Here is a 26162-nt window from a genome sequence, read left to right on the forward strand (position 1 = left end):
TGATGAGACGAAATTAGGGTAGTGCTTTTCCGACCGGGGAATTTGGCTTGTAAAGAAAAATGTCAATCATGTAAAAAGAAGGTTTATATATTATTGAAGTTTGCCATAACCGGCGCGATTATGATGCGTGAGGCCGTGTGATGGATACTCGTCACGGAACTGGATTTGGTTATAAAGTCACGAGTACCTCTCTCTTTTTGCCCGCCGCTGCATACTCGCGCCAGTAGAGTGAAATGGATAGTTACAAAACAAGTGCATATAATTAGTGGACGGAGTGTGTGGAGAGGATAATAATACTTCTTCTCAAATATGCTATCTTTCGTGTCATAAATGTGTCATGAATCCGATTATCCAACATTTGTCTGAAAAAAAATGCAATGTGTAGTGGACGAACTTTAACTTTATTGGTTAAGATGGTAAACATCCTCGAGCAAGTGGTGCGGAAAAACACAAAAATTGACTGATTTAGCTGATAAGATGAGCTATGATCGGGCGACCTTATATCAACATTTTAAAGACAAGGACTTGGATCCAGGATAATATTGAAATATGCAAAGGCTATTAAGTATGATTTCATCTATGAGTTTCCAGACCTGTCAAGATACACTGATATGATAAATGAACCCTATTGAGAATTTCAAGCCTCTTACGTTAGCGGAGGCCTCGAAAGAAGTAGATTACTGGAAAGTTAAATATATAGACCTATTAGAGGAGCATAACGAACAGTTATACAAAAGTTAAAACCGGCATAAATGGAATACGAAGAAGAAACAGGCAAAACCGAATTGCAAAAAATTTACGAAGTAGACGGCGTAGATATTGAAGGTCGAGTAATGCTTTTAAAATACACCTGGCCAGCCGAGCAGGCAGCGCCTAATGACTTGCTTGTCTTCCATGAGGAAGTCGACAAAGTGGCTAAGAAGTATGGGTTTACCTCGGTGCTGTAAATAAATAATCAACCTTAACAATTTTACTTATCACAATGGAAATAACCAAATTCTGCGCGATATACGACGTGTCAGTGGATGACTTTAAAAAGTCTGGACTAAATATTAACGAACTACTTGCAATCGAGGAGGACTACAAGCGCCATATATCTAACATGGACGAGATCGGTAGTAGCTTGGTCAGGATATTGTTTAAATTTAGGAGTGTACACTCTGTTAAATACAGGATCAAGGATAGTACTCACGTAGTCAATAAGATCATCAGGTACAAGTTATTGGATGAGCCTGTAATTGTTACGAAAGATAATTACTTTGAAAAACTGACCGATTTAATAGGTTTAAGAATAATTCACCTTTTTAAGACTGAATCGAGGAATTACAAGAACAGGTCAAAAAATTGAAAGTGGATGACAAAGAGAAAAAATCTTTAAATACTGGATTAAATGGCCTATATCATCAAAACAGCCCGAAAACCTTAGGGGAATTACAAAACATGTACGGTCTCCCCGGCACAATCTCGTCACTGGAAAAACTTAAGTCATCTTTTGACTTTCTTGGTGGAATTGGTCATTACGGACATGAAGATAGCGCAACGGCATTTCGAGATAGTGAATTGAGAAAAAAATATTTGGGATTGACTTTTGACGAGCTAAACAAACCGATGAACTCAGCTTTGAACGAAGCCAAGCCGACAAGAAATAATGGCGATAGCCAAGGCGATAATAAAAAAGAAGCCAAATGAAAGTATTCTTAAGTTGGTCAAAGCCCCCAACTGGCGCGAGTATGCAGCGGGAGGTTGAGTGCTGGGGTACTCGTGACATATTTACACTAACATTGGGGCGAGCAGCTGAATGTCAAGCGGTTCAGGCATACCCAAACTATTCTAAGTCTCTGACTTGGAACAACAACAGCATTCGACACTATTCCGTCACGTTGTCCTACCTACAAATGCACCCCATATTTCTGCATCACTACGGGTAGTTTGGGCCAGTCGAAAGCGATGTCGTATTTGGTGGCCAGTTTATCCAGGTCGCCGGGTTTGGGGCGGGCGTTGTTGACGAACAGCTCAGACAGTTCGCTCATATAAGCTTCGTGCCCGCCGGGTGCACATATCTCTATAAATTTGGCGGGTACTTTACCGTCGTTCCAAAACGTATGGACGATGCCGCGGGGGCGCAGGTGCCAGTCGCCGGCGTTCACTTTGAATACTTCGTCGCCCACCATAATGGTCAGCGTGCCTTCTAATACGCGGCATATTTCATCAAACCCCTTATGGCTATGCGGAGGAGCGCCTAACAAGCCAGGCGGCAGTACCGATTCGGTAGTACCCATCAAGCCCGACGTTTGCTGACTGTTCAATTTAAAATGGATATCACCCTCTCCTATCTTCCCCTTTTTACCGGCGGCGGCGGGTATGTGGACAGGTCGCGGATCTGCCGCTGCAAAAGCGGTGTTAGCAAGGATAGCAGGCCCGGCCATGGTGGTAGCCAGGAGTTGCAGCAGGTGTCTTCTGTTCATAGTGAGTTGATATATGGCAAGATAGGTTTTTTTAGGCGGCTATTAGTGGATGCCGCTTTTATTCCTGCCGGGTAGGTAGCTCAACATGCTGCCGCAAGCCTCCTGGCTTGTGGTAAGTTTGCAAAGTGACCGACCTACAGATCCGAACGTCCTGCGGACCACAAGCCAAGAGGTTTGCGGAAGCGGGGGTAAAAAACAATATGCAACCATTTAATTGCGCGTGTTGCAAAAAATTTCAAAACGCGAAAAAAGCACACATTTTTGATCAAAAACATGCTTTTATCACGCTTTTCGCACACAGTTTATTCGGCCATCGGCAGCACTCGAAGGGCATGGTTCTTTTGGTCTAAAGTCCATCGACCACCCTACTATGAACCATGAACCATGAACTATGAACCATCTACCATAAATGATCTTGCGCTTGGGGCGAGGGGTTTGAATAATTAGTCTATCTTTGGCTGCAAAATTTACAAAAACACATTTTCCGCAATGGCTAAGGCATCTGAAATTAAAGTAGGGAATATATTACGTTTTAACGGCGAACTGGTGACCGTTACCGAGGTGCTGCACCGTACGCCGGGTAAGGGCGGGGCGTTCTACCTGGATAAGTTCCGCAATATTAAGACGGGTAAGATCGTAGAAGCCCGTTTAGGTACCGACGAGCAGGTTGAGATCTGCCGCGTGGAGACCAATAATTATCAATACCTGTACGAGGAGGGTGATAATATGGTGATCATGGATGAGGTTAGTTATGATCAGCACAGCATTCCTAAGTCGCTATTCGGCCCCGCAGTGAAGTTTTTGAAAGAGAACATGAGCGTGGTGGTGTCTTTCGAGGGTGAAGAGCCGATCATGGCACAAGCACCTAACTTTGTGGAGCTGGAGATCACTTATTCGGAGCCTGCCGTTAAAGGCGACACGTCATCGGGCGCGTTAAAGACCGCTACTACCGATAACGGTTTGGAGTTGAAAGTGCCTCTATTCGTTAATCAGGGTGATAAAATTAAAGTCGACACACGCACCGGCGAATACGTGGAGCGGGTGAAGTAAGTTTGAAGTCGGGAGTAGCAAGTATTGAGTATCAAGTAGGGAGTTTAGTCCCACAAGTAAGACTCATCATTCACTACCCACTACTTTATACTCGATACTTGATACTTGTTACTTGATACTTGATACTTGATACTTGATACTCGCTACATACAAAGCGCCTCGGGTTTTACCCGGGGCTTTTTTGTGCTTATTGGTTTGCATTTTAATAATTATGGCGACCGGGTTATCGCGACGCAATTACACCCGCGAGGGGTGCAATATGATCGTTCACGTTTTTGTTCACGGCACATGTCAACCGTGAACGCGCACAAAAGTCTGAATAACAATCACATACGTTTTTATCTGCGTGGAAAATTCACGAAATTCTTGTTCACGGGAAAAATTTTCTATACTGATAGCCAGATAGTTACGTTAGTCGCCTACCCCGTGTTCACGCGTGAACATGAACGGTTGTGAGCGGGTTGCAGCTACTTACCGGCTGATCTTCAGCCCGATGACTAATACCAACTTATTTGCTAATTTTGCGGTCCGAATAATGAAATTTACTCTTACAGCAAAGGATAAGCTTAGTAAAGCGCGTGCCGGTACCTTAGAGACCGACCATGGTACTATCCAAACCCCCATTTTTATGCCTGTCGGTACGGCGGGTACGGTAAAGGCCGTCCACCAGCGCGAGCTGATGGCGGATATCGAGGCCCAGATCATTTTGGGTAATACCTACCACCTATACCTGCGCCCCGGACTGAATACCATTGAGCAGGCCGGCGGTCTGCACAAGTTCAACGGTTGGGATAAACCCATTTTGACGGATAGCGGTGGCTACCAGGTTTACTCGCTTACGGATGTACGCAAGATCAAGGAGGAGGGTGTGACCTTCCGCTCGCATATTGATGGGTCTAAGCACCTGTTCACACCTGAGAATGTGATGGATACGCAGCGCATCATTGGCGCGGATATCATTATGGCCTTTGATGAGTGTACCCCCTACCCTTGCGATTACCACTACGCCCGCCGATCGCTGGACATGACCCACCGCTGGCTAAAACGCTGCTGCGACAGGTTCGATAGTACCGGGCCTAAGTATGGCTATGATCAAACGCTGTTCCCTATTGTGCAAGGTTCGGTATATAAGGACCTTAGGATGAAGTCGGCCGAAGTGATCGCTTCTTTCGAACGTGAGGGAAATGCCATAGGTGGCTTGTCAGTAGGCGAGCCGGCCGAAGAGATGTACGCGATGACAGAAATTGTCTGTGATATATTACCGGAGCAAAAACCACGTTATTTGATGGGCGTAGGCACACCGATAAATATACTGGAGAACATTGCTTTAGGTATTGATATGTTCGACTGTGTGATGCCTACCCGTAATGCCCGTAATGGCATGTTGTTCACCGCGGATGGGGTGATGAATATGCGCAACGAGAAGTGGAAGAACGACTTTTCTCCTATCGATGCATCGAGCGACCTATGGGTAGATCAGCAGCATAGCAAGGCTTATTTGCGCCACCTGATCGCATCGGGCGAGATGTTAGGCGCACAGATAGCCAGCTTGCATAACCTGCATTTTTACCTGTGGCTGGTCAACACAGCGCGGGAAAAGATCATATCGGGCGAGTTTTACGAGTGGAAGAAACAAATGGTAGGCCGCTTAGGCCAAAAATTATAAGATGAAAACATTATTGCGGAGATATTTCGGGACGATCGACAGGTATATCATTAAGAAATACCTGGGCACATTTGCCTTTACGCTGGCTATTTTCTCGATGATCACCGTGGTGTTCGATATATCAGAACGCCTGGATAATTTCCTGAAGAATAATGCCCCACTGCACGATATCATCTTTGAATATTATGCGGGTTTTGTACCGTTCTACCTCAACATGCTATCGCCGCTGATCAACTTTTTAGCGGTGATCTTCTTTACCGCCAAGATGGCTAATCAGACCGAGATCGTGCCGATCCTAAGTGGTAAGGCCAGCTTTAACCGCTTCTTATGGCCATATTTTGTGTCGTCGATGGTGGTGTTCATCGTGTCATTTCTGGCTAATGTGTACCTGATCCCATATACCAACCGCCTCAAGAACGGCTTCGAGAACCTTTATTTTAAGGACTATGACCCAACCAAAAGCCAAGTGCACATCCAGTTGGATAAGCGCACCTTTGTGTATATGGAAAGGTACGATGAGGTGACCCATACGGGCTATGATTTTATCCTCGAAAAGTTTGATGGCGGCACCCAAATGAGAGAGAAGCTGACAGCCCAACTGATCAAGTACGATTCGGTTAAAAACACATGGTCGATACAGCCCCCGTACGAGGTACGTTATGTGGACGGACTAAAAGAAAAACTCTTTACCAGCAGCAATATTAAAGACACCTTACTGGACATGAAACCGAACGATTTTGTGAAGCGGGATAACGTCTACAGTGCCGTATCGACAACCCAACTTCGTAAAGATATAATTAAAGAAGAATTGCGCGGAACGGGCGTTCTATTGGATATGAAGTATGAATACTACAAGCGTTTTGTGTACCCGTTCTCCACTTTCGTATTGACCCTTATCGGCGTTTCGATATCGTCTCGAAAGGTCCGAGGGGGCATTGGATTGCCGTTGGGTATCGGTATTTTCTTGTGTTTTGCCTACATTGTAGTGGATAAATTCGCCTTTGTTTTTTCAATAAAAGGCGGTGTTCCTCCCGCTCTCACGGTACTCATGTCTAATACGCTGTTTGGCATATTAGGCCTTTATTTGCTCAGAAAAGCTCCTAAATAAATGTCCTCAAATAACATTAAAACAAGCCTCAATAGAAACCTCCTGATCCTGCATTTCACGGTTTTTATCTGGGGCTTTACCAGTATCCTGGGCCACCTCATCAGCATCTCTGCGGTGCAATTGGTATGGTACCGGGTGCTTATCGCACTGGTCAGTTTGTTCCTTTATTTCAAGATCGGGCGGGTAGATATCAAGGTGAGCAGGGCGACTTTTATCAAACTTTTCCTGACCGGTGCATTAGTTGGCGGGCATTGGATATTATTCTTTCAGGCTATCAAATCGTCGACGGTAGCGGTGACATTAGTGTGCCTTTCATCAATGACTTTGTTCGCCGCGGTGTTCGAACCACTGTTCAATAAGAAGAAGATATCAAAGCTGGAGATCGTTGCCGGATTACTCATTATATCAGGTATCCTGATCATTTTTAAATTCGAGACCCAATACACTATGGGCATCATTTTCGGGCTCTTGAGTGCCGCCTTTGCAAGTCTATTTTCCATTATCAATTCCAAAGAAGTCAAGCATACCACTCCTCCTGTGATCGCTTTTTACGAGATGGCAGGAGCCTTGGTTTGGATAACGATCTTCCTTTTGGCGACCTCAGGATTCGACCAGAACATGATCTTGAACACCAAAGATATCGCCTATTTAATGATACTCGGAACGGTCTGCACATCGTTGGCCTACGTTGCCGGGGTGTCTGTAATGCGTGAGATATCGGCCTTTAAGGTGGCGCTCATCACCAACCTCGAGCCGGTGTATGGCATCCTGATGGCGTTCATGTTCTTCGGAGAAAGCGACAAACTTACCGCCGGGTTTTGGATCGGCGCGTGCATTATCCTATCTACAATTTTTCTTTTCCCGGTTGCTCAAACCCGTATCTCAAAGTATCGTTCGCGCTAATTTGGTTGGCGGGGTAGGGGAGTATTTCACATATCCACCTGTACCATTTGACAGCACCAGCCGACGTTGGAGCGGTAACTTTATGACCGTTACGCCCGGCCTTTTCATAGAATTTTCGACGTATTTATCAGCTACCTTAGTGTCCCGAATTTGAGTTTTCTAAATACTAGGACAAAGCATCATTAAAAGCTAATTATCGACTGGTCATACACGTATGTAATTACCCAACTTAAATAAAATTAATTAAAATATAAATTTAAAAATCAGTCTATTAAAGATAATATCTAAAATTAAAATTCACATAAAATTCGGATAGAAAGTGATAAAAAACTACAAAAATTAGCAAAATCAATATTAAGCTCCGATATTTCTAAATTTAAAACTGATAATCAGATAATTAAACAGAATATATAAGCTAAAACTTAAACTTAATAACACGAAGAGGAAATTGCGCGATATCGGTGTATCAATACTACGACAAACACCCGAAAAATCCAAAATCGATTTTGTCCTGGTCGTTTTTAGCGATCGGGAATACGCTTTAAAAACCGGCCGCAGTTATAAATGCCAAATCTGATCACTTTTCGACAGCGGGATCGACATCCGAAAAAGTAACATCTTTCATCGAGCTATCAATTTCGACATCTCGACACAATAGGCTCCCCCTCTCCTATCCGTTTTCATAAGCCAGATCTATTGCCGATATTAGGCAAAAACTTAACTCACAAAAAGGCCATGAGATTAAAAACCATCTTCCTGATCGTTGTCACCATTTTACTGACGGTAGTTATTATGCAAAATGCCGACCAGGTTTATTTTGAAGTTTTGTTCTTTACCATCCGCACATCAAAATTGATGATGATGTTGTGGGTTGCTATTGCAGCATTTGTGATCGGTTATCTGGTGGGAAGACCCAATATCAAAAAGTTCGGCGACCAGCAGGGTTATGATGCCGACGATAAAAACAACGGAGATGCTGATACCGGATACAGGGATAGACGAAATACACTAAGCGACGAAGACAGGGATTACATTAGTGAGGATTGATCTCGGTTGACCGGTGGTCGGTTTATCGGTGATCAGTTTATCGATCTATCAGTTATCGGTAGGTCGTAGATCCTTAAACCGTATGATTCATAACTTGTCTCGACCTGTTACTGGTCACTGGTTAACCAATTAACTGATCACTAATCACCTAACCTCATACCCCATAAAAAACCTGGTTATCTTTTTCCAGATGCGACAGATCAGCGCGACTGTCAAATATCCCGAACACCGATGCTCCGCTCCCACTCATGCAAGCATACAATGCGCCGGCTTCATAGAGTGCCGCTTTCAATCCGCGGATCACAGGATGGCTGATAAAAATGTGTTCTTCAAAATCGTTGCGGATATGATGCTTCCACTCTCCCACCGGTAGTTTAATAAGGTCTTTTAAAGAAGCCTCCGACGGCTTGGGTTTCACACCCCGATAAGCCTCGGCGGTTGAGACATGAGCAGGCGGCATCAACAGCACCAGATGGTACCCCGACAAGTCCAGCTCCACCGGTTCAAACTCGTCTCCTTTACCAAATGCGTAGGTTGGTTCACCGTCAATGAAGAAGGCACAATCTGCACCCAATTGGCGGGCGTAACCTCGCATTTGCTCGGCGGTCAATCCTAAAGATAACTCTGTATTTATCGCCTTGATAAAAAAAGCGGCATCAGCTGACCCACCACCCAAACCGGCCCCTATAGGAATGTGTTTGTGCAGATGGATGCTGACCGGCGGCAGGTCAAAGTCGGCAGCCAAAAGCTGGTAACCTTTCAGGCAAAGGTTATCTTCGGCCTTACCCGGGATACCCAAACCCGATGCGTCGAAACTCATTGCGTCGGCACGTATTACCTCCAACGCGTCGTTAATTTTTATTGGATAAAAAATGGTCTCCAGGTCATGATAACCGTCGGGACGGCGGCGGGTGATATTTAAACCGATATTGATCTTGGCGTGCGGGAAAAGGATCATAAAAATTCTGTCAACATACGGTAGATTTACTCACAACCGTAGGATACCAAAAATAGATCATTTTTCTTTGTGGTGGCAAGCGGTGCTTGCAGTTCATTGTTGATGGTTCATAGTTCATGGTTTAAAAGACCTGAAAACACTATGAACTATTATCCATGAACTATGAACTAACAAAAACATGAAACAATATTTAGACCTGATGCGCCATGTACTGGAGAACGGCGCGCAAAAACACGATCGTACAGGAACAGGCACTATCAGCGTGTTCGGCTACCAGATGCGCTTTAACTTAAAAGAAGGCTTCCCGCTGGTGACGACAAAAAAGCTGCACTTGAAATCCATCATACACGAGTTGATCTGGTTTTTGAGCGGCGATACCAATATCAAATATCTTAAAGACAATGGCGTTAAGATATGGGACGAATGGGCCGATGCCGATGGTAACCTTGGTCCGGTTTACGGTTACCAGTGGCGGTCGTGGCCTACGCCGGATGGCCGACATATCGATCAGATCAGTCAGGTGGTAAAAACATTAAAGACCAATCCCGACTCGCGCCGCATCATGGTTTCAGCCTGGAACGTGGGCGATGTGGAGCACATGGCCCTCCCACCCTGCCATAGCCTTTTTCAATTTTATGTTGAGCCTGCTAACCCGGCCAAAGGTGAGACACGCGGTAAATTGTCTTGTCAACTCTATCAGCGTAGCGCGGATATCTTTTTAGGCGTTCCGTTCAACATCGCATCCTACGCACTCCTGACCATGATGATGGCCCAGGTATGCGATCTGGACTACGGAGATTTTATCCACACCTTCGGCGACGCGCATTTGTATAATAACCACATCGAACAAACCAACCTGCAACTGAGCCGCGAACCACGCCCGCTACCGACGATGAAGATCAACCCGGACGTGAAAGATATCTTCGATTTTAAATTTGAGGATTTTACTTTGGAGAACTATGATCCGCATCCGCACATTAAGGGAGCAGTAGCCGTGTAGTGGTTAAGTACTTGTATTAAACATTTCGGTTTTGTAACTTTGATATTATGTCAACAGCTGAATTAAAAACAGAAATACAAAAATTGATGGGCGATGCATCTGAACATGCATTAACTGAAGCTTTGGATATTTTGAAAAAAGACCATGATGAGGCTGAAGAGGCAAGGTATGCACGTAACCTGGAAAAGATAATTGCTAAAAACAGTGGATTATTGCAACGCCTTGCTCAATGATAACACTCAAGATCGCGTTAGCGACTCATAACACTTTGATCGAAGGTTTCGGAGGGGCCTCTGGTATTAGAGATGCCAGAAGTTTGGAAGCAGCCTTAGCAAGGCCATACGCCACATTCGACCAACAAGAGCTTTACTCCACCGGCATTGATAAAGCAGCTTCTATACTTGAAAGCATCATTATCAACCATCCATTTGTAGATGGAAATAAGCGCACGGCCTACGGTCTGATGCAATTGGTATTAGCCGACTATCAACTAACTGTAGAGGTAAGCGAGGAAGAGCAATATACTTTCGTCATCGCCGCAAGCATGGGCGAGATACGCTATAACGAGATCAAAACCTGGCTCGAAGCGAACACAACTAAATTATGACCATCTGCGCTATCGTAGCCATTGCTGAAAATAACGCTATCGGCAAGGACAATCAACTTTTATGGCATTTGCCAAATGACCTGAAACACTTTAGGACCATTACCAGCGGGCATACGGTGATCATGGGCCGCAAAACATTCGACTCGGTTGGTAAACCTCTGCCTAAACGGAGGAATATAGTAGTGACCCGTCAACAAGGCGTTCAGATCGAAGGATGCGAAGTGGTAAACTCTGTGGATGAAGCATTGGCCTTATGTGCCAACGAAGACGAGGTATTCATCGTAGGCGGGGCCGAGATCTATAAACTGGCCATGCCTAAGACCGACCGCATCTATCTGACCATTGTTCATCAAAATTTTGATGCGGATGCCTATTTCCCCGAGTTAGACATGACCGAGTGGACCGGGACCGAACGCGAAGAACATGGCGTGGACGAGAAACATGCTATCCCATACACCTTCATTACACTGCAGCGGCGGTAACATTTTTTGTCATTAATTTGTTTTAATTTAAAATTTTAGCCTAACAAAATTTTGTTAGATTTGCCGTCTTATTAAAAAACGCTATAAACTAATACATACACATTTATAATTAACAATGCAAGGCAAAGGGGTTATTAAGTTTTTCGCTGTTCTGCTGGCTGTTTCATGCTTGTATCAGCTATCATTTACGTGGGTAACCAAAAACGTAGAGAAGAACGCCGAAATTTACGCTAAGGGTAACGAAGCAAAAGAAAAAGCATACCTGGATTCAGTTTCAGATAAGCCGGTGTATCCGTTATTCGGCCACAGCTACCAATACTGCAAAAACAAAGAGCTGGCCTTAGGTCTGGATCTTAAAGGCGGTATGAACGTTACTATGCAGATCGACGTAGCCGATCTGATCAAGGCATTATCTAACAAAAATCCTGATGCGGATTTTAACAAGGCTTTATCATCGGCAAGCCAGATCTCTAAAACAGATCCTGCAAACTTTGTCGACATCTTTATGGCCGAGTACAAAAAGATCAGCCCTAACGGTAAGTTAGCCCCGATCTTCGCTACTAAAGAAAATCAAGATCACATCAAGTTCAACGCATCTAATGGCGATGTTACTTCTTTCCTGAAAGAGCAGTCGGGCATTGCAGTATCACAAACCTTTCAGATCCTACGTACCCGTATCGATAAATTCGGTGTAACCCAGCCAAACATCCAATTACAGACCGGTACTAACCGTATCCTGGTGGAGTTACCTGGTGTTACCGACAAAGAGCGTGTGCGTAAACTGTTACAAGGTTCGGCTAAGTTGGAGTTCTACGCTACTTACAACACTACAGAAGTTTACCAATTTATGGTGAACGTTAATACCCTGTTAGCTGCAAAAGACAAAGCAAGCAAAAAAGATACTATTGCTAAAACAGCGGTAACTAAAGTTGACTCTGCTACTATCGACTCTGCTAAAGCTTCGTTGTTGAGCAAAGTTAAAAAAGGTGCCGCCGCTGATACTTCGGCTGCTGGAAAATTAAAAAGCGATACTGAGAACCCGTTGTTCTCTAAATTGCAATTATCGGTCTTCCGCGATGCTAACGGTCAGGTTCAATTAAATCCGGGTCCTGGGTCTATCGGTCGCTCGCTAGAGAAAGATACTGCCGCTGTTGCTGCTTACTTCCGTTTACCTGAAGTTAAGGCTATCCTGCCACAAAACCTTAAATTGGTTTGGAGCAACAAGCCTGAAGGTAAAACCAAAGTATTTGAATTACACGCCCTGAAATTATCAGGAGCAGGTAATGGTCCGGTATTGACCGGCGAGGCTATCACCGATGCACGTGCCGAAAGCAATATGCAAAACGGCGGTTACGAGGTTATCATGAACATGAACTCGCAAGGTGCCGAGACCTGGGGCCGTGTTACAGCCGAAGCGGCAGGTAACGTTGCCGACCCTAACGATAACAAAGCTATCGCGATCGTGCTTGACGATAACGTGGTATCTGCACCACGTGTAGAGAACGCGATCACAGGCGGTAACTCTAACATCACTGGTAACTTCTCTCAGGAAGAGACCAAAGACTTAGCCAACATCCTTAAAGCAGGCCGCTTACCGGCTCCGGCACGTATCGTGTCTGAAGAAGTGGTTGGTCCGTCATTAGGTCAGGAGTCTATCAATCACGGTTTGGCTGCAAGTATTGCAGGTTTGGCTGTAGTGTTGATCTTTATGGTCGCTTACTACAACCGTGCGGGTACTGTTGCCGTTGTTGCGGTAATTGTTAACGTATTCTTCCTGATGGGTGTTTTGACCAGCTTAGGCGCGGTATTAACGCTCGATGGTATAGCAGGTATCATTTTGATCTTGGGTATTGCGGTGGATGCTAACGTATTGGTTTATGAGCGTGTCCGCGAGGAGATGGCTCATGGCAAATCTTTACGCGTTGCTGTATCTGACGGTTACAAACACGCCTTACCATCTATCCTGGATGCTAACATCAGTACTTTCCTTACCGGTTTGATCTTGTTCACATTCGGTTCGGGCCCTATCCTTGGTTTCGCAACTACGTTGATGATCGGTATCACTACCTCATTATTCTGTTCGTTGCTGATCTCGAGATTGATATTTGAATATATGCTGGATAAAGGTTGGGATATCAAATTCTCTAACCCTTGGAGTTCACATACTTTTAAGAACGCTAACTTCGGTTTCGTTAAGAACCGCTTTAAGTTTTACACATTCTCTGCTATTTTCATCGGCGCCGGTCTGGTATCGATGTTCACCCAGGGTTTTAACTATGGTGTAGATTTTCAGGGTGGCCGTACTTACGAGGTGCGTTTTGATAAAGCGATATCTACTCAGGACGTTCGTGATGCGATCAATACAGACATGGGCGAAGGCAACGAGGTGAAGACCTTTGGTGGCGACGACCAGATTCGCGTTACTACCAACTACCTGATCGAAGATCAGTCGCAGTCTACCGACGCTAAAGTTGAAGCAGACCTGCGTAAAGCTTTGGCTAAGGTTAACCCTAAGTTCGAGATCATTGGTCAGCAAAAAGTAGGTCCAACTATCGCTAATGACTTAAAGACCTCGGCTATCCTGACAGTATTATTCGCCATTATTGTGATCTCGGCTTACATTTTGATCCGTTTCCGCAAATGGCAGTTCAGCTTAGGTGCAATGGTCGCTACTGTGCATGATTCATTGCTGGTATTATCGTTCTTCTCTTTATTTAAGGATGTAATGCCGTTCTCGTTGGATATCGACCAGAAATTCATCGCGGCTATCCTGACCGTTATCGGTTACTCTATTAACGATACCGTGGTTGTATTCGACCGTATCCGCGAGTACCTGACCCATAACAATGCTAAGACCGATGACCCTAAGATCGTTATCAACCAGGCTATCAATAGCACTTTAAGCCGTACTATCATTACTGCATTAACTGTGATCTTTGTACTGGTAGTGTTATTCATCTTCGGTGGCGACGTATTGCGCGGCTTCTCGTTCGCGTTGCTTATCGGTGTTATCTTCGGTACTTACTCATCAATTTGTGTGGCATCACCGGTCATTGTGGAATTTGGCAACAAGAACCTGAAATAAACACTTATTTTTAAGAATATCGTAAGGCCCCAAAGAACATTTGGGGCCTTTTTTGTTACTATATTTGCATGAGCTTTTGGTCGATGACCGATAGCTTAAGGCAGCCCCCCCGGCTGAAAAGCCGACGGTCGGCATTATTAAAATTTACCACATTTTAAAGCTTTGGGCTTTATGCCTTTAGTAATAAGCTTAGCTAAATAAAATGGAATCATCTACCCAAACAAAATTCCCCTTAGTAGTTATTATTGGTGCAGGCTTTGGTGGCCTTAGGGTTGCCAAAGGTTTAGAGGATCAACCTGTAGACGTGTTGATGCTGGATAAGCATAATTACCACGTATTCCAGCCCCTACTTTACCAGGTAGCAACAGGAAGTTTAGAGGCTGAGTCTATCGCCTTCTCTATCCGCAAGAATTTTTCCGATCAAAAAAACTTCCGCTTCCGTATAGCCGAGGTTACAGGTGTTGATACCGAAGCCCAAACTCTGGATACCACCATTGGCGATATCAAATACGATTATTTGGTGATTGCCACCGGGTCGACCACAAATTTCTTTGGCAACAAGCAGATCGAGAAATTTGCCATGCCGATGAAAAGTATTCCTGAGGCCTTGAATCTGCGTTACCTCATACTGCAAAACTTAGAGTCGGCTGTTCTGGAAAAAAGCAAAGAAGCCCGCGAACCATATCTGAACTTTGTATTAGTAGGCGCCGGCCCTACCGGTGTGGAACTGGCAGGTGCTTTGGCCGAGTTAAGGAACCACGTTCTGGCCCGCGACTATCCGGAATTGAAACGCGAAGATATGCGGGTTTATCTTGTTGATTTTCTGCCCAAGGTGTTAGGACCAATGTCCGACGAGGCATCTGCCAAAGCCAAAGATTTTTTGGTAAAGATGGGTGTGGATGTATTGCTGAACGTTAAGGTAGAAAGTTACGATGGCGAGGTGATCAAATTTGAGGATGGCCGCACGATCATTACCCGCAACGTGATCTGGTCGGCCGGTGTAATGGGTGTAGTGCCTAAGGGTGTGCCCGAGACCGAGATATTACGTGGCAATAAGATCAAGACCGATAATATCAGTCGCATAGCTGGATTGGACAACGTTTTTGCTATTGGGGACGTTGCCGCGGTGATCGATGAGGAAACGCCAAAAGGCCACCCGGGTGTAGCGCAAGTAGCTATCCAGCAAGGGGATTTGGTAGCTAAGAACATCATCAATATCATGAACGGCGCGCCAACAAAGCCATTCAAGTACAACGATAAGGGTTCATTAGCCACTATCGGCCGTAACAAAGCCGTGGCCGATCTGGGCAAGATCAAATTCCAGGGATTTTTTGCATGGTTGGTGTGGATGTTCGTACACTTGATATCTTTATTAGGTTTCCGCAACAAAGTTGTAGTATTTGTGAACTGGATAAGCAGCTACGTGAACAACAACGGTGGGACCCGGTTGATACTACGGCGCTTTGTACGCGAGGACGTCCCTAAAGACGCCGAAAACTTACCGAATACAGAATCTTAAAATGAAAAAGATACGACTGACCGAATGCCCCCGAGACGCCATGCAAGGCTTGCACAACTTTGTGCCGACCGACGTAAAGGCCGAATACATCAACCGCATCCTGAGATGCGGTTTCGATACGGTGGACTTCGGCAGTTTTGTATCGCCCAAAGCCATACCCCAAATGCAAGACACGGCATCCGTGTTGGACAAACTTGACCTCGCGGCTACCTCATCCAAACTATTGGCCATTATAGCCAATTTAAGAGGCGCTGAGGAAGCCGTGCAGCATAACGGCATCACTTACCTTGGCTTCCCGTTCTCGATATCTGAGACGTTCCAAATGCGTAATACAAACTCAAGCATCGAGGACTCGTTTATCACCGTAGACAAGATACAGAACCTATGCGAGCAAAGGGGTAAAAAACTACGTGTTTACCTGTCCATGGGCTTCGGTAACCCTTATGGCGACGACTGGAGTATTGATATCCTGCAACATTGGGCCAATAAGATCAGCGCGACAGGCGTAAGAGATATCTATCTTTCTGATACGGTCGGCATCGCTACGTCTCAACAGATCAGCGAGGTGTTCAACAAACTAAAAAGCAATGATGATGTCGCCTTTGGCGCACATCTCCACTCCACTCCCGATACCTGGTATGATAAAATAGATGCCGCTTATCAAGCCGGTTGCCGCTCATTTGATAGTGCCATTAAAGGATACGGTGGTTGTCCGATGGCTAAAGATGTGCTTACAGGCAACATCGCTACCGAGAACGTCCTAGGATATCTTCAGGAAAGAAAACTGGATACAGGGGTCGACATGGAGCGTTTCGCGAATGCGATGGCTTATGCTGGTGAAGTGTTTGCGTAAAATATCCTAAAACAGAAAAGCCATTTCTTGCTACCGCTCGAAATGGCTTTTCTGTTTTTGTAGCCCCTTTAGGGGCTGGGGCTAAGCGTTCACCAGGCAAACGTCCTTCACCTTAGCCACAGCGTAATCTATCTCCTCTTTAGTAGTGTACTTAGAAAAAGAGAACCTTACTGAAGGTCTATCCGGACTTGCGCCGATAGCGGTCAGCACGTGAGAGCCGATATTACTGCCCGAGCTGCAAGCGCTACCGCCTGAGGCTGATATACCTGCAATATCCAGGTTGAACAGCAGCATATCGCCCATATCCATCTCAGGGAAGGACACATTTAGTACAGTGTATAAGCTTTTATCTTCATCGGTCTCGCCGTTGAATTGGATGCCGGGGATGCTATCCTCCAGTTGCTTTTTCATGTACGATTTAAGGCCCTGGATGTGGTCTTTATGGATATCCATTTCGGTGTAGCAAAGCTCTAAAGCTTTAGCCAAGCCTACAATGCCGTAGATATTTTCGGTACCGCCACGCATGTTGCGTTCTTGCGCGCCACCGTATATCATCGGTTTGATCTTTACTTTATGGTTAACGTACAAAAAGCCAACACCCTTTGGTCCGTGGAATTTGTGGGCTGCACAGGCTACAAAATGAACTTTCAATTTGCTCAGATCGTGCGGGTAGTGTCCCATGGTCTGCACGGTATCGCAATGGAAGATGGCATCGTATTTTTCGCAAATATCGCCTACACGTTCAATGTCGGTTAGGGTACCTAATTCGTTATTGGCATGCATTAATGATACCAAAGTACGACCCTGACCTGCTAACATTTCGTCCAACTGATCATGATTGATACGGCCTTTATCGTCAACGTCGACAAATTTCAGATCGATCAAGCCGGACTTTTGCATCGCCTCAAGCGTATGCAATACTGCATGGTGCTCTAACTTACTGGTGATAGCGAATTTTAGGCCGAGATCAATAATGCTGCAGCGGATGGCAGTGTTATCAGCTTCGGTACCGCCCGAGGTGAAGAATATCTCGGCAGGCGAGGTATGCAGCAAGTTGGCTACGGTTTTACGGGCTTTTTCTAAAAGCGAGCGGGCTTCGCGACCGTGCGCGTGGATGGATGATGGATTACCAAAGTGGCTTTCCATCACTTTGTAAATTTCTTTTAACACTGCGGGATCCATCGGGGTCGTGGCAGCGTTATCTAAGTAAACGCGCATGGTTTCTAAGGGTTTGTAGTTAGCATTCCATAGGTCTTAAGCATATTCGCTTCGGATTTGCGGTCCGGACTTTCTGACTAACCGAATTTTTAAATTTGAATGAATGAGTTTTGGATGAATGGATGCGATCTACTCATCCAAAACTCTTGTTAATATTTAATTTTTATTTAAGACAATTTTATAGTTCCTGCCACAATTTCCGATCATCCATCGAGCCTTAACTGAGCTTTAGAATTTCCTTGATATCGTTAATGATCTTATTGGCAAGGTTATTTGCAACGGCCTCCGAGTCAGCTTCAGAATAAATTCTGATAATCGGCTCAGTATTAGACCTGCGCAAATGTACCCATTCTTTATCAAATTCTATCTTTAAACCATCAATAGTGGTATAAGGCTGACTTTTGTACTTCTCTTCCACCTTCAACAATAACGCGTCTATATCCATTTCAGGTGTCAGCGTGATCTTGTTTTTGGAGATATGGTAGTTAGGATAAGTACTTTTCAATAAGGATATCGACTTGCCAAATTTAGCCAAATGCGTCAAAAATAAGGCGATACCGGCCAAAGCATCACGGCCGTAATGCAATTCAGGATAGATCACCCCGCCATTACCTTCGCCACCGATGATGGCGTTAACGGCTTTCATCTGGTTCACTACGTTCACCTCTCCTACCGCGGCGGCATGATATTCGCCACCTGCTTTTTCGGTCACGTCGCGCAGGGCACGGGTAGATGACAGGTTAGATACCGTGTCGCCCGGCATATTCTTCAACACATAGTCGGCCACAGCTACCAAGGTATATTCCTCGCCAAATACGTTACCGTCCTCGCAAACGAAGCAAAGGCGGTCTACGTCAGGGTCCACAGCAATGCCCAGATCAGCACGTTTGCTGAGTACCTCTTTCGATAGATCGACCAAGTTCTCAGGCAATGGCTCGGGGTTATGCGGAAACTTGCCATCCGGCTCGCAATACAACTCGTGCACGGTATTCACGCCCAATGCCTTCAACAAAGCCGGAACGAATATGCCACCTGTAGAGTTAACGCAATCTATCACCACCTTAAAATCGGCTTTAGCTATAGCGTCCACATCAACCAATGGCAGGGCCAATATCTGGTCGATGTGTTTTTGCAGGTAGCTGTCGTCTTGCGTAACGGTGCCTAAGTCGTTCACATCAGCGTAGATAAAATCACTGCGTTCAGCTATATCTAATACTTCTTTACCATCGGAATCACTAATGAATTCGCCATCAGCATTAAGCAATTTTAGGGCATTCCATTGTTTTGGATTATGGCTTGCGGTAAGGATGATACCACCGCCAGCTTGCTCTAAAGGAACAGCCACCTCTACGGTTGGCGTGGTAGACAGACCAAGGTCGATCACGTCGATACCCAAGCCCTGCAACGTCCCGACCACCAGGTTATTCACCATAGATCCCGAGATACGCGCATCCCTGCCTACAACGATCTTTTTAATACCTGAACGTTTAACCGCCCAGCTACCATAAGCCGAAGTGAATTTAACAATATCCAGCGGCGTCAAACCGTCGCCTACAGCACCGCCTATCGTTCCGCGAATTCCTGATATCGATTTTATGAGTGTCAAAATATATATGCTTTAGGGCGGTAAAAATAGAGAATATTTTTCAGTCGGGCGATGATCTTTCATTCCCTCCTTGGGGAAGGGTGCGGTGGGGATGAGCGGGAGCAGGGAGGGGTTAGCCACGATGCAAAGCTGACCAACCCCTCCCTGCCATTTCAACACAAAGCTTACCCGCCCCTCCCCAAGGAGGGATTTAGAGAAAGACGACAAACTTTGATGGCACACCAATGACCATCGCCAATATTTTCGCAAACCGAACTTTCGTATCTTTGCCGCATTACAAGATCGCATGCCCGAATTTTTATTACACCTCGATCGCGAGCTCTTCTACTTCTTCAACCACACGCTATCCAATTCGTTCTTCGATCTGGTGATGCCGTATTTGCGGAAGCCTGCGTTCTGGATCCCGGTGTATGCTTTCATCCTGATCTTTTGTATTTCTCAATATAAAAAGCGAGGCATCATCTTGATCTTGTTACTGATAGCCACCTTCGCCTTATCCGATTTTGGTAGTGCGAGTATCATAAAACCATTGGTGAAGCGGGTACGCCCTTGCAATGACCCGGTATTGGCAACTACCATCGTTCATGTCGAAAGTGTTAATTGCGGCACAGGCTTCAGTTTCCCGTCATCGCACGCCAGCAACCACTTTGCCATATCTGTATTTTTGATCTGTGTTTTTGCCCGGCTTTGGCGCTGGATATGGCTTTGGGCGATATTGTGGGCCACGTCGGTCTGTTTGGCCCAAATGTATGTGGGCGTACACTATCCTATTGACATTTTGGCGGGCGCAATCTATGGCACGATCGTTGGGTATTTGTTTGGCGCGGTGTTGGTAAAAAAATTCATCCCTGATCTGTATTAAATGGCATTCTGGAAGATCCTTGTTCTTTTCTTGGCCGCTTTTGGCGGTGGTATATCGGTGTTCTTATTTAAAGGGGGCAATCATAAACAATTGAAGCTGGTGCTGTCCTTTAGCGGCGCTTACCTGTTCGGCATAACGGTGCTTCACCTTATCCCGGATGCTTATCATGGTAACGATAACCTGGTTGGTGTGTTCATCCTCATCGGTTTCCTGTTCCAGATCGTGTTAGAACAATTTTCTGACGGCATCGAACACGGCCATATCCACGCCCATGCCCACCCGGAAAACAAGGTGGTATTTCCTTTAGGCATCATGATCAGCTTATGTCTGCATGGTTTTTTAGAGGGCATGCCCTTGGCCGAAGGTCAGCAGAATGAATTGATATTCGGTATCGCTTTGCACCACATCCCGGCGGCTTTTGCTTTGGGTAGCGTGTTACTATCAGGCAATCAAAAGAAAAGCTCGACGATATTTTTTCTTTTCCTGTTTGCCATTATGGCACCTGCCGGTTATTATTTCAGCAATGCCATCAGTACCGGCGGCATAGGCAATCTGCAGCAATATTTTAACCGCATTATGGGTGTGGTGATCGGTATCTTTTTACATATCTCTACCGTGATCCTCTTTGAATCGAGCGCGGATCATAAATTCAATATGCGGAAGATGGTGGCGGTGTTGTTGGGGATGGGGATAGCGTTGAGCATGTTCCTTTTAGAACTTTAGCCCCCTACCCCCCTGAAGGGGGAATAGAATTTTGCGGGCTAAATAAAATACTCTCGTCGACATCGCTCCCCCTTTAGGGGGCCGGGGCTTCACCCCCTCATCTTATCCAACAGATCACTCAACTGCCCGGCTTCTTCCTCGGTCAAATTGGCTGATAAAAAATCTTTAGGTTTAAAAGCGTTATCCAGTTTTGAAAGTGTTTCCAAACCGTGTTCGCTAATTCGGATATCTACGGCACGGCGGTCGGCTTTGTTGGTGCAGCGAGATACCATTCCTTTTTGGATGAGACGATCGACGATACGGGATGCGTCGGACATTTTATCCAGCATACGCTCTTTAAGCAGGTTCACCGTGCAAGCGTTCGGGTATTGGCCACGCAGGATACGCAGGATATTGAACTGCTGCCCTGTCAGGTTATATTCTTCAAATTTTTCGCGCGAGATGTTGGTCAGCCAACCTGAAGTGTATGTTAGGTTGACGGTCAGTTTGTGATAGTTATCCTCAAACTTTGATATCTTGATCTCTTTATCTATTTCCATTGTGCGTACGGTTACCGCAATTGTTTATCATTGGTTTGGTCATCCTGCTTTGGTTTGCCGTAGTCCCATGGGCAATGCAAGCACTTATTTTTACAGCAATATCCTCTTTTTAAATGATATTCCTTAGTAAAAACAAAATTTCCATCCTTATTGATGTAGTAGTCGATGTTTTCCTGCATCCTTAGGATAGCATTTTAACAAAAATAGTGTTACTAAAGTTTGCTGCCAAATGCTTACCATCGCCGTGTAGAGTCCAGATCTGTTGGGGTCGGGTTTGTTCTATAACGTTAAGGATGTCTTGCCAGTCCACATGATCTGATATCATCAGTGTATCCTGATCATTCACCTGCAAATTCTTCCAGCCGGATGCAAATAAACGCTTCACTCCCGTGGCGCGGCTATAACTATCGAACGTGAACGGCGGGACGATGTAAACGAACTCGTCCTGCGTCTTCATCGATTTACGGTTATACAACTCGTATTTCCCCAGCGGGAAACCGTTCTTTTCATAGATCTGACAAAGCGGCATCACCTTATGATGCACCAATATCTTTTTGCGTGGCACCAGATCATTGATCATCCGTATCAACCGCTGACTTTTACCCAAGGCATACGCCCCCAGCATGATATTCATTTTGACATCGGCCAGTTTCAGTATCTCCTGATCAGGATCGGGGTGTTTGGTCTCCGGGTTCGCAAAAGTACTTTCGGTGATCAATACATCAGCCTTAACAAACTCGTAGGGCTCACAAGAAGAATCGGGCTGTAATTTATAATCGCCGGTGTAAAGGTATTTGATGCTTTTGTATTCCATCAGCACCTGGGCCGAACCCAGCATGTGCCCGGCAGGTATGAGCGTGATATCAACTTTCCCTATCGTAAACTTTTGATGATACGAGGCGATATAAAATTCCTTACCGGCATTTTTGCCATAGCGACTCGCCATGAATTGGTGCGTGGCGGAAGTACAGTAAATGTTGATGTGGTTACCGACCGCGTGATCACCATGGGCATGAGATATCACGGCATTTTGCACAGGTAGTTGCGCATCCAGGTAGAAGTCGCCATAAGGGCAGTACAGACCTGTCCCGTTAAAGTATATCAGATCGTCGACGATCATTTAGAAAGTTTTAAATATTGTTGATGCAAGGCCAGTACCTGCGGGATGACCAGTTGGGTATCGTCATTGATGATCAGATCATCGGCCATGGCTTTTTTCTTTTCCTCGCTGAATTGTTTGGCATCACGTGCCTCAGCCTGTTCACGGGTAATATTATCGCGTTTTAAGATGCGTTGGATGCGCAATTCTAACGGCGCTGATACCAATAACGAGCGGTCGCAGAGTTTATATGACCCGCTTTCGAAAAGGATAGCGGCCTCTTTCATTACGTAGGGCACATTGCCTTGCTGCGTTAACCAATGATCAAAAGCGCGGAAGGTGGCAGGATGTACCAGAGCATTCAATTTAGCCAACTCGTCAGCGTCGTTAAAAACGATCTCGGCAATGTGTTTGCGGTTAAGTGTCCCATCATCAAAATAACTTTCGCTACCGAACGCTGCTTTTACGCCATCTATCAGTTCCTGATCTTGCACCATCACCAGTTTGGAATGCTCGTCGGCATAAAAAACCGGGATACCTAACAGTTCGAAAACTTTGCTGACGGTGGTTTTACCACTACCGATGTTGCCAGTGATGCCTACTTTAAACATTTACTTTTTTACGATAAAATCGATGTTACGTGGTTCAACGCTCACTATTTTGCAATATGATGGGATGCGGTTAAGGCGTACCGGCAGGGATGAATAACCCTTGCTGCGCCAAAGTTCCAGGTCGGCATTAGCGTCGAAAAATTCTTCGTTGGTCTCGGCATATTTTTTCAGGGACACGGTGAAGGTCACCTTAACTTTTTGCGGGAATACCTTCACGTTGTCGTAATGCTGATTCATCAATTTAACGGGTACCTCTAAAACCTTTTCGGTGTATTCATCTACCGGGATCTTAACCTCCACCTGTTTAGGGAAGATCACCAGGCTACCATCAGCTACAGGTTTTAGGGCTATTCGTGTGCTGTAATTTTCGTTAAGATCGGTCAGCTTGAGCGAATCGGTAGGCCATTCGTGAATGTCCTTAATACGTGCCGACGACCCGCTGATGTTCACATAAGTAGGCTTCATCAAGATCTTATCCGACGCAAAATAGCCGCGCTGATAACTGATGTCTCCTGCCAAATGTACCAGCACCCGTTTGTTAGTGCGACTGGTAAAATCAAAGTACAATGTATCAGGATCTATGCTGACCACATAGTTGACCGTGTCTTTGGTGGCGTTTATCTGCTCTAATTGTTTGTTAAGCACCACAAAGTCGCGGTTCTCTAAAGTGTGCAGATCTATGTTGATCAAACTGTGGCCCTCTTGCAAACCCGAAAAAAGCATTTGCCAGCCGGTGCCCATCATCGTCACATCTACCGTGTCCGACTGCAACGAGTGGTAAGCCCTGCGCTGAGGGGCATTTTTAAAGTTGACCACTTGCTTTATGGTGTATTTATAACTACCCGACAGCGTCACCAGTACCCAGGCCACCACCGCTATAACAAAGCAGCTCACAAAGGCCGAAAACCGCCTGCGCTCTATTGCCGATAGTTTGATGATGGGCATGTGGGATGTTTACGTTTACCTAAAATTAAAATGCCGCTCAATTAAACACAAATTGAGCGGCATTTTTTATGCTTAAAGTATCATTATTTTTTAACCGGGGCAGGGTCGTTCAATGCCTTGGTGGCATCTAACGATATGGCCGATTTGTCAAACTTGATCTTTACGTTGTTATCAACCTCAATTAAAAAGTAGGTATCGGTAACCGTAGCCACCTTGCCGTGGATACCGGCAGTGGTCACTACTTTATCGCCGATCTTTATCTCTTCAACCAATTTTTTTTGGTCTTTTTGTTTTTTAACCTGCGGACGGATCATAAAAAAGTAGAACACGATGATGATCAATACCATCGGTACGATACTTCCTAAACTACCTAAACCACCAGGGGCGTCCAATAAAACTGTTGCTATCATTTGTTATCTTAAAAATTAACTTATTTCTTTTCTAATACCTCGCCTATCAGGTGCACTACCGTAGTAGCAGGCACTGTGTTAGCGGTAATGGTCACTTGTTTATCCTGCAAACCTACTTTGGCAGCGCTATCAAATGTTAATTTGATCACGCCGCTTTCGCCCGGTTTAACAGGTGCCTTCGGCCACTCGGGCACAGTACAACCGCAAGTAGCGATAGCATTGGTGATCACCAGAGGTGTTTTACCCTCGTTAGTGAACTTGAATTCGTGCGTAACTTTCGCGCCGCTTATTATCTTACCAAAATCATAAGCCTCGTTATCGAACTTGAATTTTGGCGCCTCGGCCGCGTTAACGGTGGTTGCCGCCGTTGTTTGTTTGCTATCATTATTACATGCTGTGGCCAATAAACTGATGGCCAGCAAGCCAACAAAAACTCTTTTCATATCTTATTCTTCAATTAAGCCTCTGCCAATTTTCTTGATCTTGTTATCGGCCTTTAGGTCGGCCAAAATTTTGTCCAATATACCGTTTATGAACGAATTACTCTTAGGGGTACTGAATTCTTTGGCTATCTCCAGGTATTCATTAATGGTAACCTTTACCGGTACCGAATTAAAGTTGACGAATTCGGTGATACCCATCTTCATCAACAAGGTATCCATCATCGCAATACGATCAGGCTCCCAGTTGGTGGTTTTGGTATTGATCATCTCCTGATAAGGCTTATCAAATTTGATGGCCTTCTCGAACAGATCCACGATAAAGTCGCGGTCCTCGGTCCAGTTAGCGGTAACCTCGGCCAGTTTATTCTGCTCAGGGTTATCGTTAGCAAAGTTTTTGAAGGTTTTAGCGATCAAGGCCTGCAATACATCTTTATCTACCGGCCAGTGAATGAATTTATCCTCGAAAACCTGCTCGGCTAATGACGATTTCAGGATAACTTTCTTAAAGATGAATTTGATAATATCCTTATCAGACGATATGGTATCGTCAGTTTTAGCCAGATAAGCTTTGTACTCCTCAGAGTTACGCAGAATGATGAACAGCGAGCGGGAAAGCTCCGGATCAAAATCCCATGATATCTTATATTTTTTAACCGCCTGATTATATTCCTTATTGTGGTGTAAGGAGTTGATAAACCTGTTCTCCATGATCTTCAGGTTGGGCTTCAGGTCGTCTGCTGTAGGCAAATGTTTGTTGGCACGTTCTTCGGCATCATTTGCCGCATAGTCGATCACCTCGTTGATCAGCGACAGCATCCAGATGTACATCTCGTACACTTTATCGATGCTTTGCAAAAGCTGCTTCTCGTGGTTCTTAACTTCTTTATCTTCTGATTGATGATACGCGTAAAGCGCTTGTAGTACTTTTACCCTAAGGTGCCTTCTGTTTAACATGGTAAGAAC

General features: G+C 45.2%; 28 protein-coding genes. 16 read left to right on the forward strand and 12 right to left on the reverse strand.

Annotated features, from left to right (window positions below; genetic code table 11):
• The first annotated feature begins 752 nt into the window (after nucleotides 1-752).
• Nucleotides 753-947, forward strand: coding sequence for a hypothetical protein (locus tag IRJ16_RS11365; protein ID WP_194111702.1), 195 nt, complete (start codon nucleotides 753-755; stop codon nucleotides 945-947).
• A gap of 403 nt (nucleotides 948-1350) precedes the next feature.
• A complete protein-coding gene (locus IRJ16_RS11375) occupies nucleotides 1351-1689 on the forward strand; it encodes a hypothetical protein (RefSeq protein ID WP_194111704.1) in 339 nt (112 codons plus the stop codon).
• Nucleotides 1690-1889: 200 nt separating this feature from the next.
• Here the strand turns inward: IRJ16_RS11375 and IRJ16_RS11380 are convergent, their stop codons facing one another.
• Complete coding sequence (locus IRJ16_RS11380) at nucleotides 1890-2465, reverse strand: cupin domain-containing protein (protein ID WP_194111705.1); 576 nt, start codon at nucleotides 2463-2465, stop codon at nucleotides 1890-1892.
• 489 nt (nucleotides 2466-2954) lie between these two features.
• Here IRJ16_RS11380 and efp point away from each other — a divergent pair, with 489 nt between their 5' ends.
• The 5 genes from efp (at nucleotide 2955) to IRJ16_RS11405 (ending at nucleotide 8239) form a co-directional block, all read left to right on the forward strand.
• Nucleotides 2955-3515 (forward strand): elongation factor P, encoded by a 561-nt coding sequence (gene efp, locus IRJ16_RS11385; RefSeq protein ID WP_194111706.1) that lies wholly within the window; start codon nucleotides 2955-2957, stop codon nucleotides 3513-3515.
• 535 nt (nucleotides 3516-4050) lie between these two features.
• Nucleotides 4051-5181 carry a tRNA guanosine(34) transglycosylase Tgt gene (gene tgt, locus IRJ16_RS11390; protein WP_194111707.1) on the forward strand — a complete coding sequence of 377 codons (1131 nt, stop codon included), beginning with the start codon at nucleotides 4051-4053 and terminating at the stop codon, nucleotides 5179-5181.
• 1 nt (nucleotide 5182) lies between these two features.
• Nucleotides 5183-6289: an LptF/LptG family permease gene (locus IRJ16_RS11395; protein ID WP_194111708.1), complete on the forward strand. Its 1107-nt coding sequence runs from the start codon at nucleotides 5183-5185 to the stop codon at nucleotides 6287-6289.
• Complete coding sequence (locus IRJ16_RS11400) at nucleotides 6290-7192, forward strand: DMT family transporter (protein ID WP_194111709.1); 903 nt, start codon at nucleotides 6290-6292, stop codon at nucleotides 7190-7192.
• A 735-nt stretch (nucleotides 7193-7927) separates the two neighbouring features.
• Nucleotides 7928-8239: a hypothetical protein gene (locus tag IRJ16_RS11405; RefSeq protein ID WP_194111710.1), complete on the forward strand. Its 312-nt coding sequence runs from the start codon at nucleotides 7928-7930 to the stop codon at nucleotides 8237-8239.
• A 154-nt stretch (nucleotides 8240-8393) separates the two neighbouring features.
• Here the strand turns inward: IRJ16_RS11405 and ispE are convergent, their stop codons facing one another.
• A complete protein-coding gene (ispE, locus tag IRJ16_RS11410; RefSeq protein ID WP_194111711.1) occupies nucleotides 8394-9197 on the reverse strand; it encodes a 4-(cytidine 5'-diphospho)-2-C-methyl-D-erythritol kinase in 804 nt (267 codons plus the stop codon).
• 178 nt (nucleotides 9198-9375) lie between these two features.
• Between ispE and IRJ16_RS11415 the strand changes: the two genes are divergently transcribed.
• The 7 genes from IRJ16_RS11415 (at nucleotide 9376) to IRJ16_RS11445 (ending at nucleotide 16743) form a co-directional block, all read left to right on the forward strand.
• Nucleotides 9376-10197 carry a thymidylate synthase gene (locus IRJ16_RS11415; RefSeq protein ID WP_194111712.1) on the forward strand — a complete coding sequence of 274 codons (822 nt, stop codon included), beginning with the start codon at nucleotides 9376-9378 and terminating at the stop codon, nucleotides 10195-10197.
• 47 nt (nucleotides 10198-10244) lie between these two features.
• Entirely contained in the window at nucleotides 10245-10430 is a 186-nt protein-coding gene (locus IRJ16_RS11420; protein WP_194111713.1) for a hypothetical protein, read from the forward strand.
• Nucleotides 10427-10804, forward strand: coding sequence for a type II toxin-antitoxin system death-on-curing family toxin (locus IRJ16_RS11425; protein ID WP_194111714.1), 378 nt, complete (start codon nucleotides 10427-10429; stop codon nucleotides 10802-10804). Before IRJ16_RS11420 ends, IRJ16_RS11425 begins: the two co-directional genes overlap by 4 nt.
• The gene (locus IRJ16_RS11430) at nucleotides 10801-11286 is read left to right on the forward strand and encodes a dihydrofolate reductase (RefSeq protein ID WP_194111715.1); all 486 of its coding nucleotides are present in this window, start codon (nucleotides 10801-10803) and stop codon (nucleotides 11284-11286) included. Before IRJ16_RS11425 ends, IRJ16_RS11430 begins: the two co-directional genes overlap by 4 nt.
• Before the next feature lie 115 nt (nucleotides 11287-11401).
• Entirely contained in the window at nucleotides 11402-14371 is a 2970-nt protein-coding gene (gene secDF / locus IRJ16_RS11435; protein WP_194111716.1) for a protein translocase subunit SecDF, read from the forward strand.
• 202 nt (nucleotides 14372-14573) lie between these two features.
• Complete coding sequence (locus tag IRJ16_RS11440) at nucleotides 14574-15890, forward strand: NAD(P)/FAD-dependent oxidoreductase (protein WP_194111717.1); 1317 nt, start codon at nucleotides 14574-14576, stop codon at nucleotides 15888-15890.
• Between the two features lies 1 nt (nucleotide 15891).
• Nucleotides 15892-16743, forward strand: a complete 852-nt coding sequence (locus IRJ16_RS11445) for a hydroxymethylglutaryl-CoA lyase (protein ID WP_194111718.1) — start codon at nucleotides 15892-15894, stop codon at nucleotides 16741-16743.
• 81 nt (nucleotides 16744-16824) lie between these two features.
• On the opposite strand, the gene IRJ16_RS11450 is transcribed toward IRJ16_RS11445, so the two are convergent.
• Nucleotides 16825-17961 carry a cysteine desulfurase family protein gene (locus tag IRJ16_RS11450; protein ID WP_194111719.1) on the reverse strand — a complete coding sequence of 379 codons (1137 nt, stop codon included), beginning with the start codon at nucleotides 17959-17961 and terminating at the stop codon, nucleotides 16825-16827.
• 217 nt (nucleotides 17962-18178) lie between these two features.
• Nucleotides 18179-19567 (reverse strand): phosphoglucosamine mutase, encoded by a 1389-nt coding sequence (gene glmM, locus IRJ16_RS11455; RefSeq protein ID WP_194111720.1) that lies wholly within the window; start codon nucleotides 19565-19567, stop codon nucleotides 18179-18181.
• 286 nt (nucleotides 19568-19853) lie between these two features.
• On the opposite strand from glmM, the gene IRJ16_RS11460 reads away from it, so the two are divergent.
• Nucleotides 19854-20429, forward strand: coding sequence for a phosphatase PAP2 family protein (locus IRJ16_RS11460; RefSeq protein ID WP_194111721.1), 576 nt, complete (start codon nucleotides 19854-19856; stop codon nucleotides 20427-20429).
• Nucleotides 20430-21152, forward strand: a complete 723-nt coding sequence (locus IRJ16_RS11465; protein ID WP_194111722.1) for a ZIP family metal transporter — start codon at nucleotides 20430-20432, stop codon at nucleotides 21150-21152.
• Nucleotides 21153-21241: 89 nt separating this feature from the next.
• Here IRJ16_RS11465 and IRJ16_RS11470 read toward each other — a convergent pair whose 3' ends face one another.
• The 8 genes from IRJ16_RS11470 to nusB all read right to left on the reverse strand — a co-directional run bounded on the left by IRJ16_RS11470 (nucleotide 21242) and on the right by nusB (nucleotide 26153).
• Nucleotides 21242-21691 (reverse strand): MarR family winged helix-turn-helix transcriptional regulator, encoded by a 450-nt coding sequence (locus IRJ16_RS11470; protein ID WP_194111723.1) that lies wholly within the window; start codon nucleotides 21689-21691, stop codon nucleotides 21242-21244.
• 11 nt (nucleotides 21692-21702) lie between these two features.
• Entirely contained in the window at nucleotides 21703-21870 is a 168-nt protein-coding gene (locus IRJ16_RS11475) for a DUF5522 domain-containing protein (protein ID WP_194111724.1), read from the reverse strand.
• A 2-nt stretch (nucleotides 21871-21872) separates the two neighbouring features.
• On the reverse strand, nucleotides 21873-22811 hold the full coding sequence (locus IRJ16_RS11480; protein ID WP_194111725.1) for an MBL fold metallo-hydrolase: 939 nt from the start codon (nucleotides 22809-22811) through the stop codon (nucleotides 21873-21875).
• Nucleotides 22808-23401 (reverse strand): dephospho-CoA kinase, encoded by a 594-nt coding sequence (gene coaE, locus IRJ16_RS11485; RefSeq protein ID WP_194111726.1) that lies wholly within the window; start codon nucleotides 23399-23401, stop codon nucleotides 22808-22810. The genes IRJ16_RS11480 and coaE overlap by 4 nt, the downstream gene beginning before the upstream one ends.
• On the reverse strand, nucleotides 23402-24346 hold the full coding sequence (locus IRJ16_RS11490; protein WP_194111727.1) for a YbbR-like domain-containing protein: 945 nt from the start codon (nucleotides 24344-24346) through the stop codon (nucleotides 23402-23404).
• 83 nt (nucleotides 24347-24429) lie between these two features.
• On the reverse strand, nucleotides 24430-24756 hold the full coding sequence (gene yajC, locus IRJ16_RS11495) for a preprotein translocase subunit YajC (RefSeq protein ID WP_194111728.1): 327 nt from the start codon (nucleotides 24754-24756) through the stop codon (nucleotides 24430-24432).
• Nucleotides 24757-24776: 20 nt separating this feature from the next.
• Nucleotides 24777-25199 carry a DUF1573 domain-containing protein gene (locus tag IRJ16_RS11500; RefSeq protein ID WP_194111729.1) on the reverse strand — a complete coding sequence of 141 codons (423 nt, stop codon included), beginning with the start codon at nucleotides 25197-25199 and terminating at the stop codon, nucleotides 24777-24779.
• A 3-nt stretch (nucleotides 25200-25202) separates the two neighbouring features.
• On the reverse strand, nucleotides 25203-26153 hold the full coding sequence (gene nusB / locus IRJ16_RS11505; RefSeq protein WP_194111730.1) for a transcription antitermination factor NusB: 951 nt from the start codon (nucleotides 26151-26153) through the stop codon (nucleotides 25203-25205).
• Nucleotides 26154-26162: the final 9 nt, after the last annotated feature.

Source organism: Mucilaginibacter myungsuensis (assembly GCF_015222005.1).
Classification (GTDB): domain Bacteria; phylum Bacteroidota; class Bacteroidia; order Sphingobacteriales; family Sphingobacteriaceae; genus Mucilaginibacter; species Mucilaginibacter myungsuensis.

Coding starts and splice junctions, on each gene's coding strand:
- IRJ16_RS11365 (WP_194111702.1), top strand. CDS start 753: ATGGAATACGAAGAAGAAACAGGCAAAACCGAATTGCAAAAAATTTAC.
- IRJ16_RS11380 (WP_194111705.1), bottom strand. CDS start 2,465: ATGAACAGAAGACACCTGCTGCAACTCCTGGCTACCACCATGGCCGGG.
- efp (WP_194111706.1), top strand. CDS start 2,955: ATGGCTAAGGCATCTGAAATTAAAGTAGGGAATATATTACGTTTTAAC.
- tgt (WP_194111707.1), top strand. CDS start 4,051: ATGAAATTTACTCTTACAGCAAAGGATAAGCTTAGTAAAGCGCGTGCC.
- IRJ16_RS11395 (WP_194111708.1), top strand. CDS start 5,183: ATGAAAACATTATTGCGGAGATATTTCGGGACGATCGACAGGTATATC.
- IRJ16_RS11400 (WP_194111709.1), top strand. CDS start 6,290: ATGTCCTCAAATAACATTAAAACAAGCCTCAATAGAAACCTCCTGATC.
- IRJ16_RS11405 (WP_194111710.1), top strand. CDS start 7,928: ATGAGATTAAAAACCATCTTCCTGATCGTTGTCACCATTTTACTGACG.
- ispE (WP_194111711.1), bottom strand. CDS start 9,197: ATGATCCTTTTCCCGCACGCCAAGATCAATATCGGTTTAAATATCACC.
- IRJ16_RS11415 (WP_194111712.1), top strand. CDS start 9,376: ATGAAACAATATTTAGACCTGATGCGCCATGTACTGGAGAACGGCGCG.
- IRJ16_RS11420 (WP_194111713.1), top strand. CDS start 10,245: ATGTCAACAGCTGAATTAAAAACAGAAATACAAAAATTGATGGGCGAT.
- IRJ16_RS11425 (WP_194111714.1), top strand. CDS start 10,427: ATGATAACACTCAAGATCGCGTTAGCGACTCATAACACTTTGATCGAA.
- IRJ16_RS11430 (WP_194111715.1), top strand. CDS start 10,801: ATGACCATCTGCGCTATCGTAGCCATTGCTGAAAATAACGCTATCGGC.
- secDF (WP_194111716.1), top strand. CDS start 11,402: ATGCAAGGCAAAGGGGTTATTAAGTTTTTCGCTGTTCTGCTGGCTGTT.
- IRJ16_RS11440 (WP_194111717.1), top strand. CDS start 14,574: ATGGAATCATCTACCCAAACAAAATTCCCCTTAGTAGTTATTATTGGT.
- IRJ16_RS11445 (WP_194111718.1), top strand. CDS start 15,892: ATGAAAAAGATACGACTGACCGAATGCCCCCGAGACGCCATGCAAGGC.
- IRJ16_RS11450 (WP_194111719.1), bottom strand. CDS start 17,961: ATGCGCGTTTACTTAGATAACGCTGCCACGACCCCGATGGATCCCGCA.
- IRJ16_RS11460 (WP_194111721.1), top strand. CDS start 19,854: ATGCCCGAATTTTTATTACACCTCGATCGCGAGCTCTTCTACTTCTTC.
- IRJ16_RS11465 (WP_194111722.1), top strand. CDS start 20,430: ATGGCATTCTGGAAGATCCTTGTTCTTTTCTTGGCCGCTTTTGGCGGT.
- IRJ16_RS11470 (WP_194111723.1), bottom strand. CDS start 21,691: ATGGAAATAGATAAAGAGATCAAGATATCAAAGTTTGAGGATAACTAT.
- IRJ16_RS11475 (WP_194111724.1), bottom strand. CDS start 21,870: ATGCAGGAAAACATCGACTACTACATCAATAAGGATGGAAATTTTGTT.
- IRJ16_RS11480 (WP_194111725.1), bottom strand. CDS start 22,811: ATGATCGTCGACGATCTGATATACTTTAACGGGACAGGTCTGTACTGC.
- coaE (WP_194111726.1), bottom strand. CDS start 23,401: ATGTTTAAAGTAGGCATCACTGGCAACATCGGTAGTGGTAAAACCACC.
- IRJ16_RS11490 (WP_194111727.1), bottom strand. CDS start 24,346: ATGCCCATCATCAAACTATCGGCAATAGAGCGCAGGCGGTTTTCGGCC.
- yajC (WP_194111728.1), bottom strand. CDS start 24,756: ATGATAGCAACAGTTTTATTGGACGCCCCTGGTGGTTTAGGTAGTTTA.
- IRJ16_RS11500 (WP_194111729.1), bottom strand. CDS start 25,199: ATGAAAAGAGTTTTTGTTGGCTTGCTGGCCATCAGTTTATTGGCCACA.
- nusB (WP_194111730.1), bottom strand. CDS start 26,153: ATGTTAAACAGAAGGCACCTTAGGGTAAAAGTACTACAAGCGCTTTAC.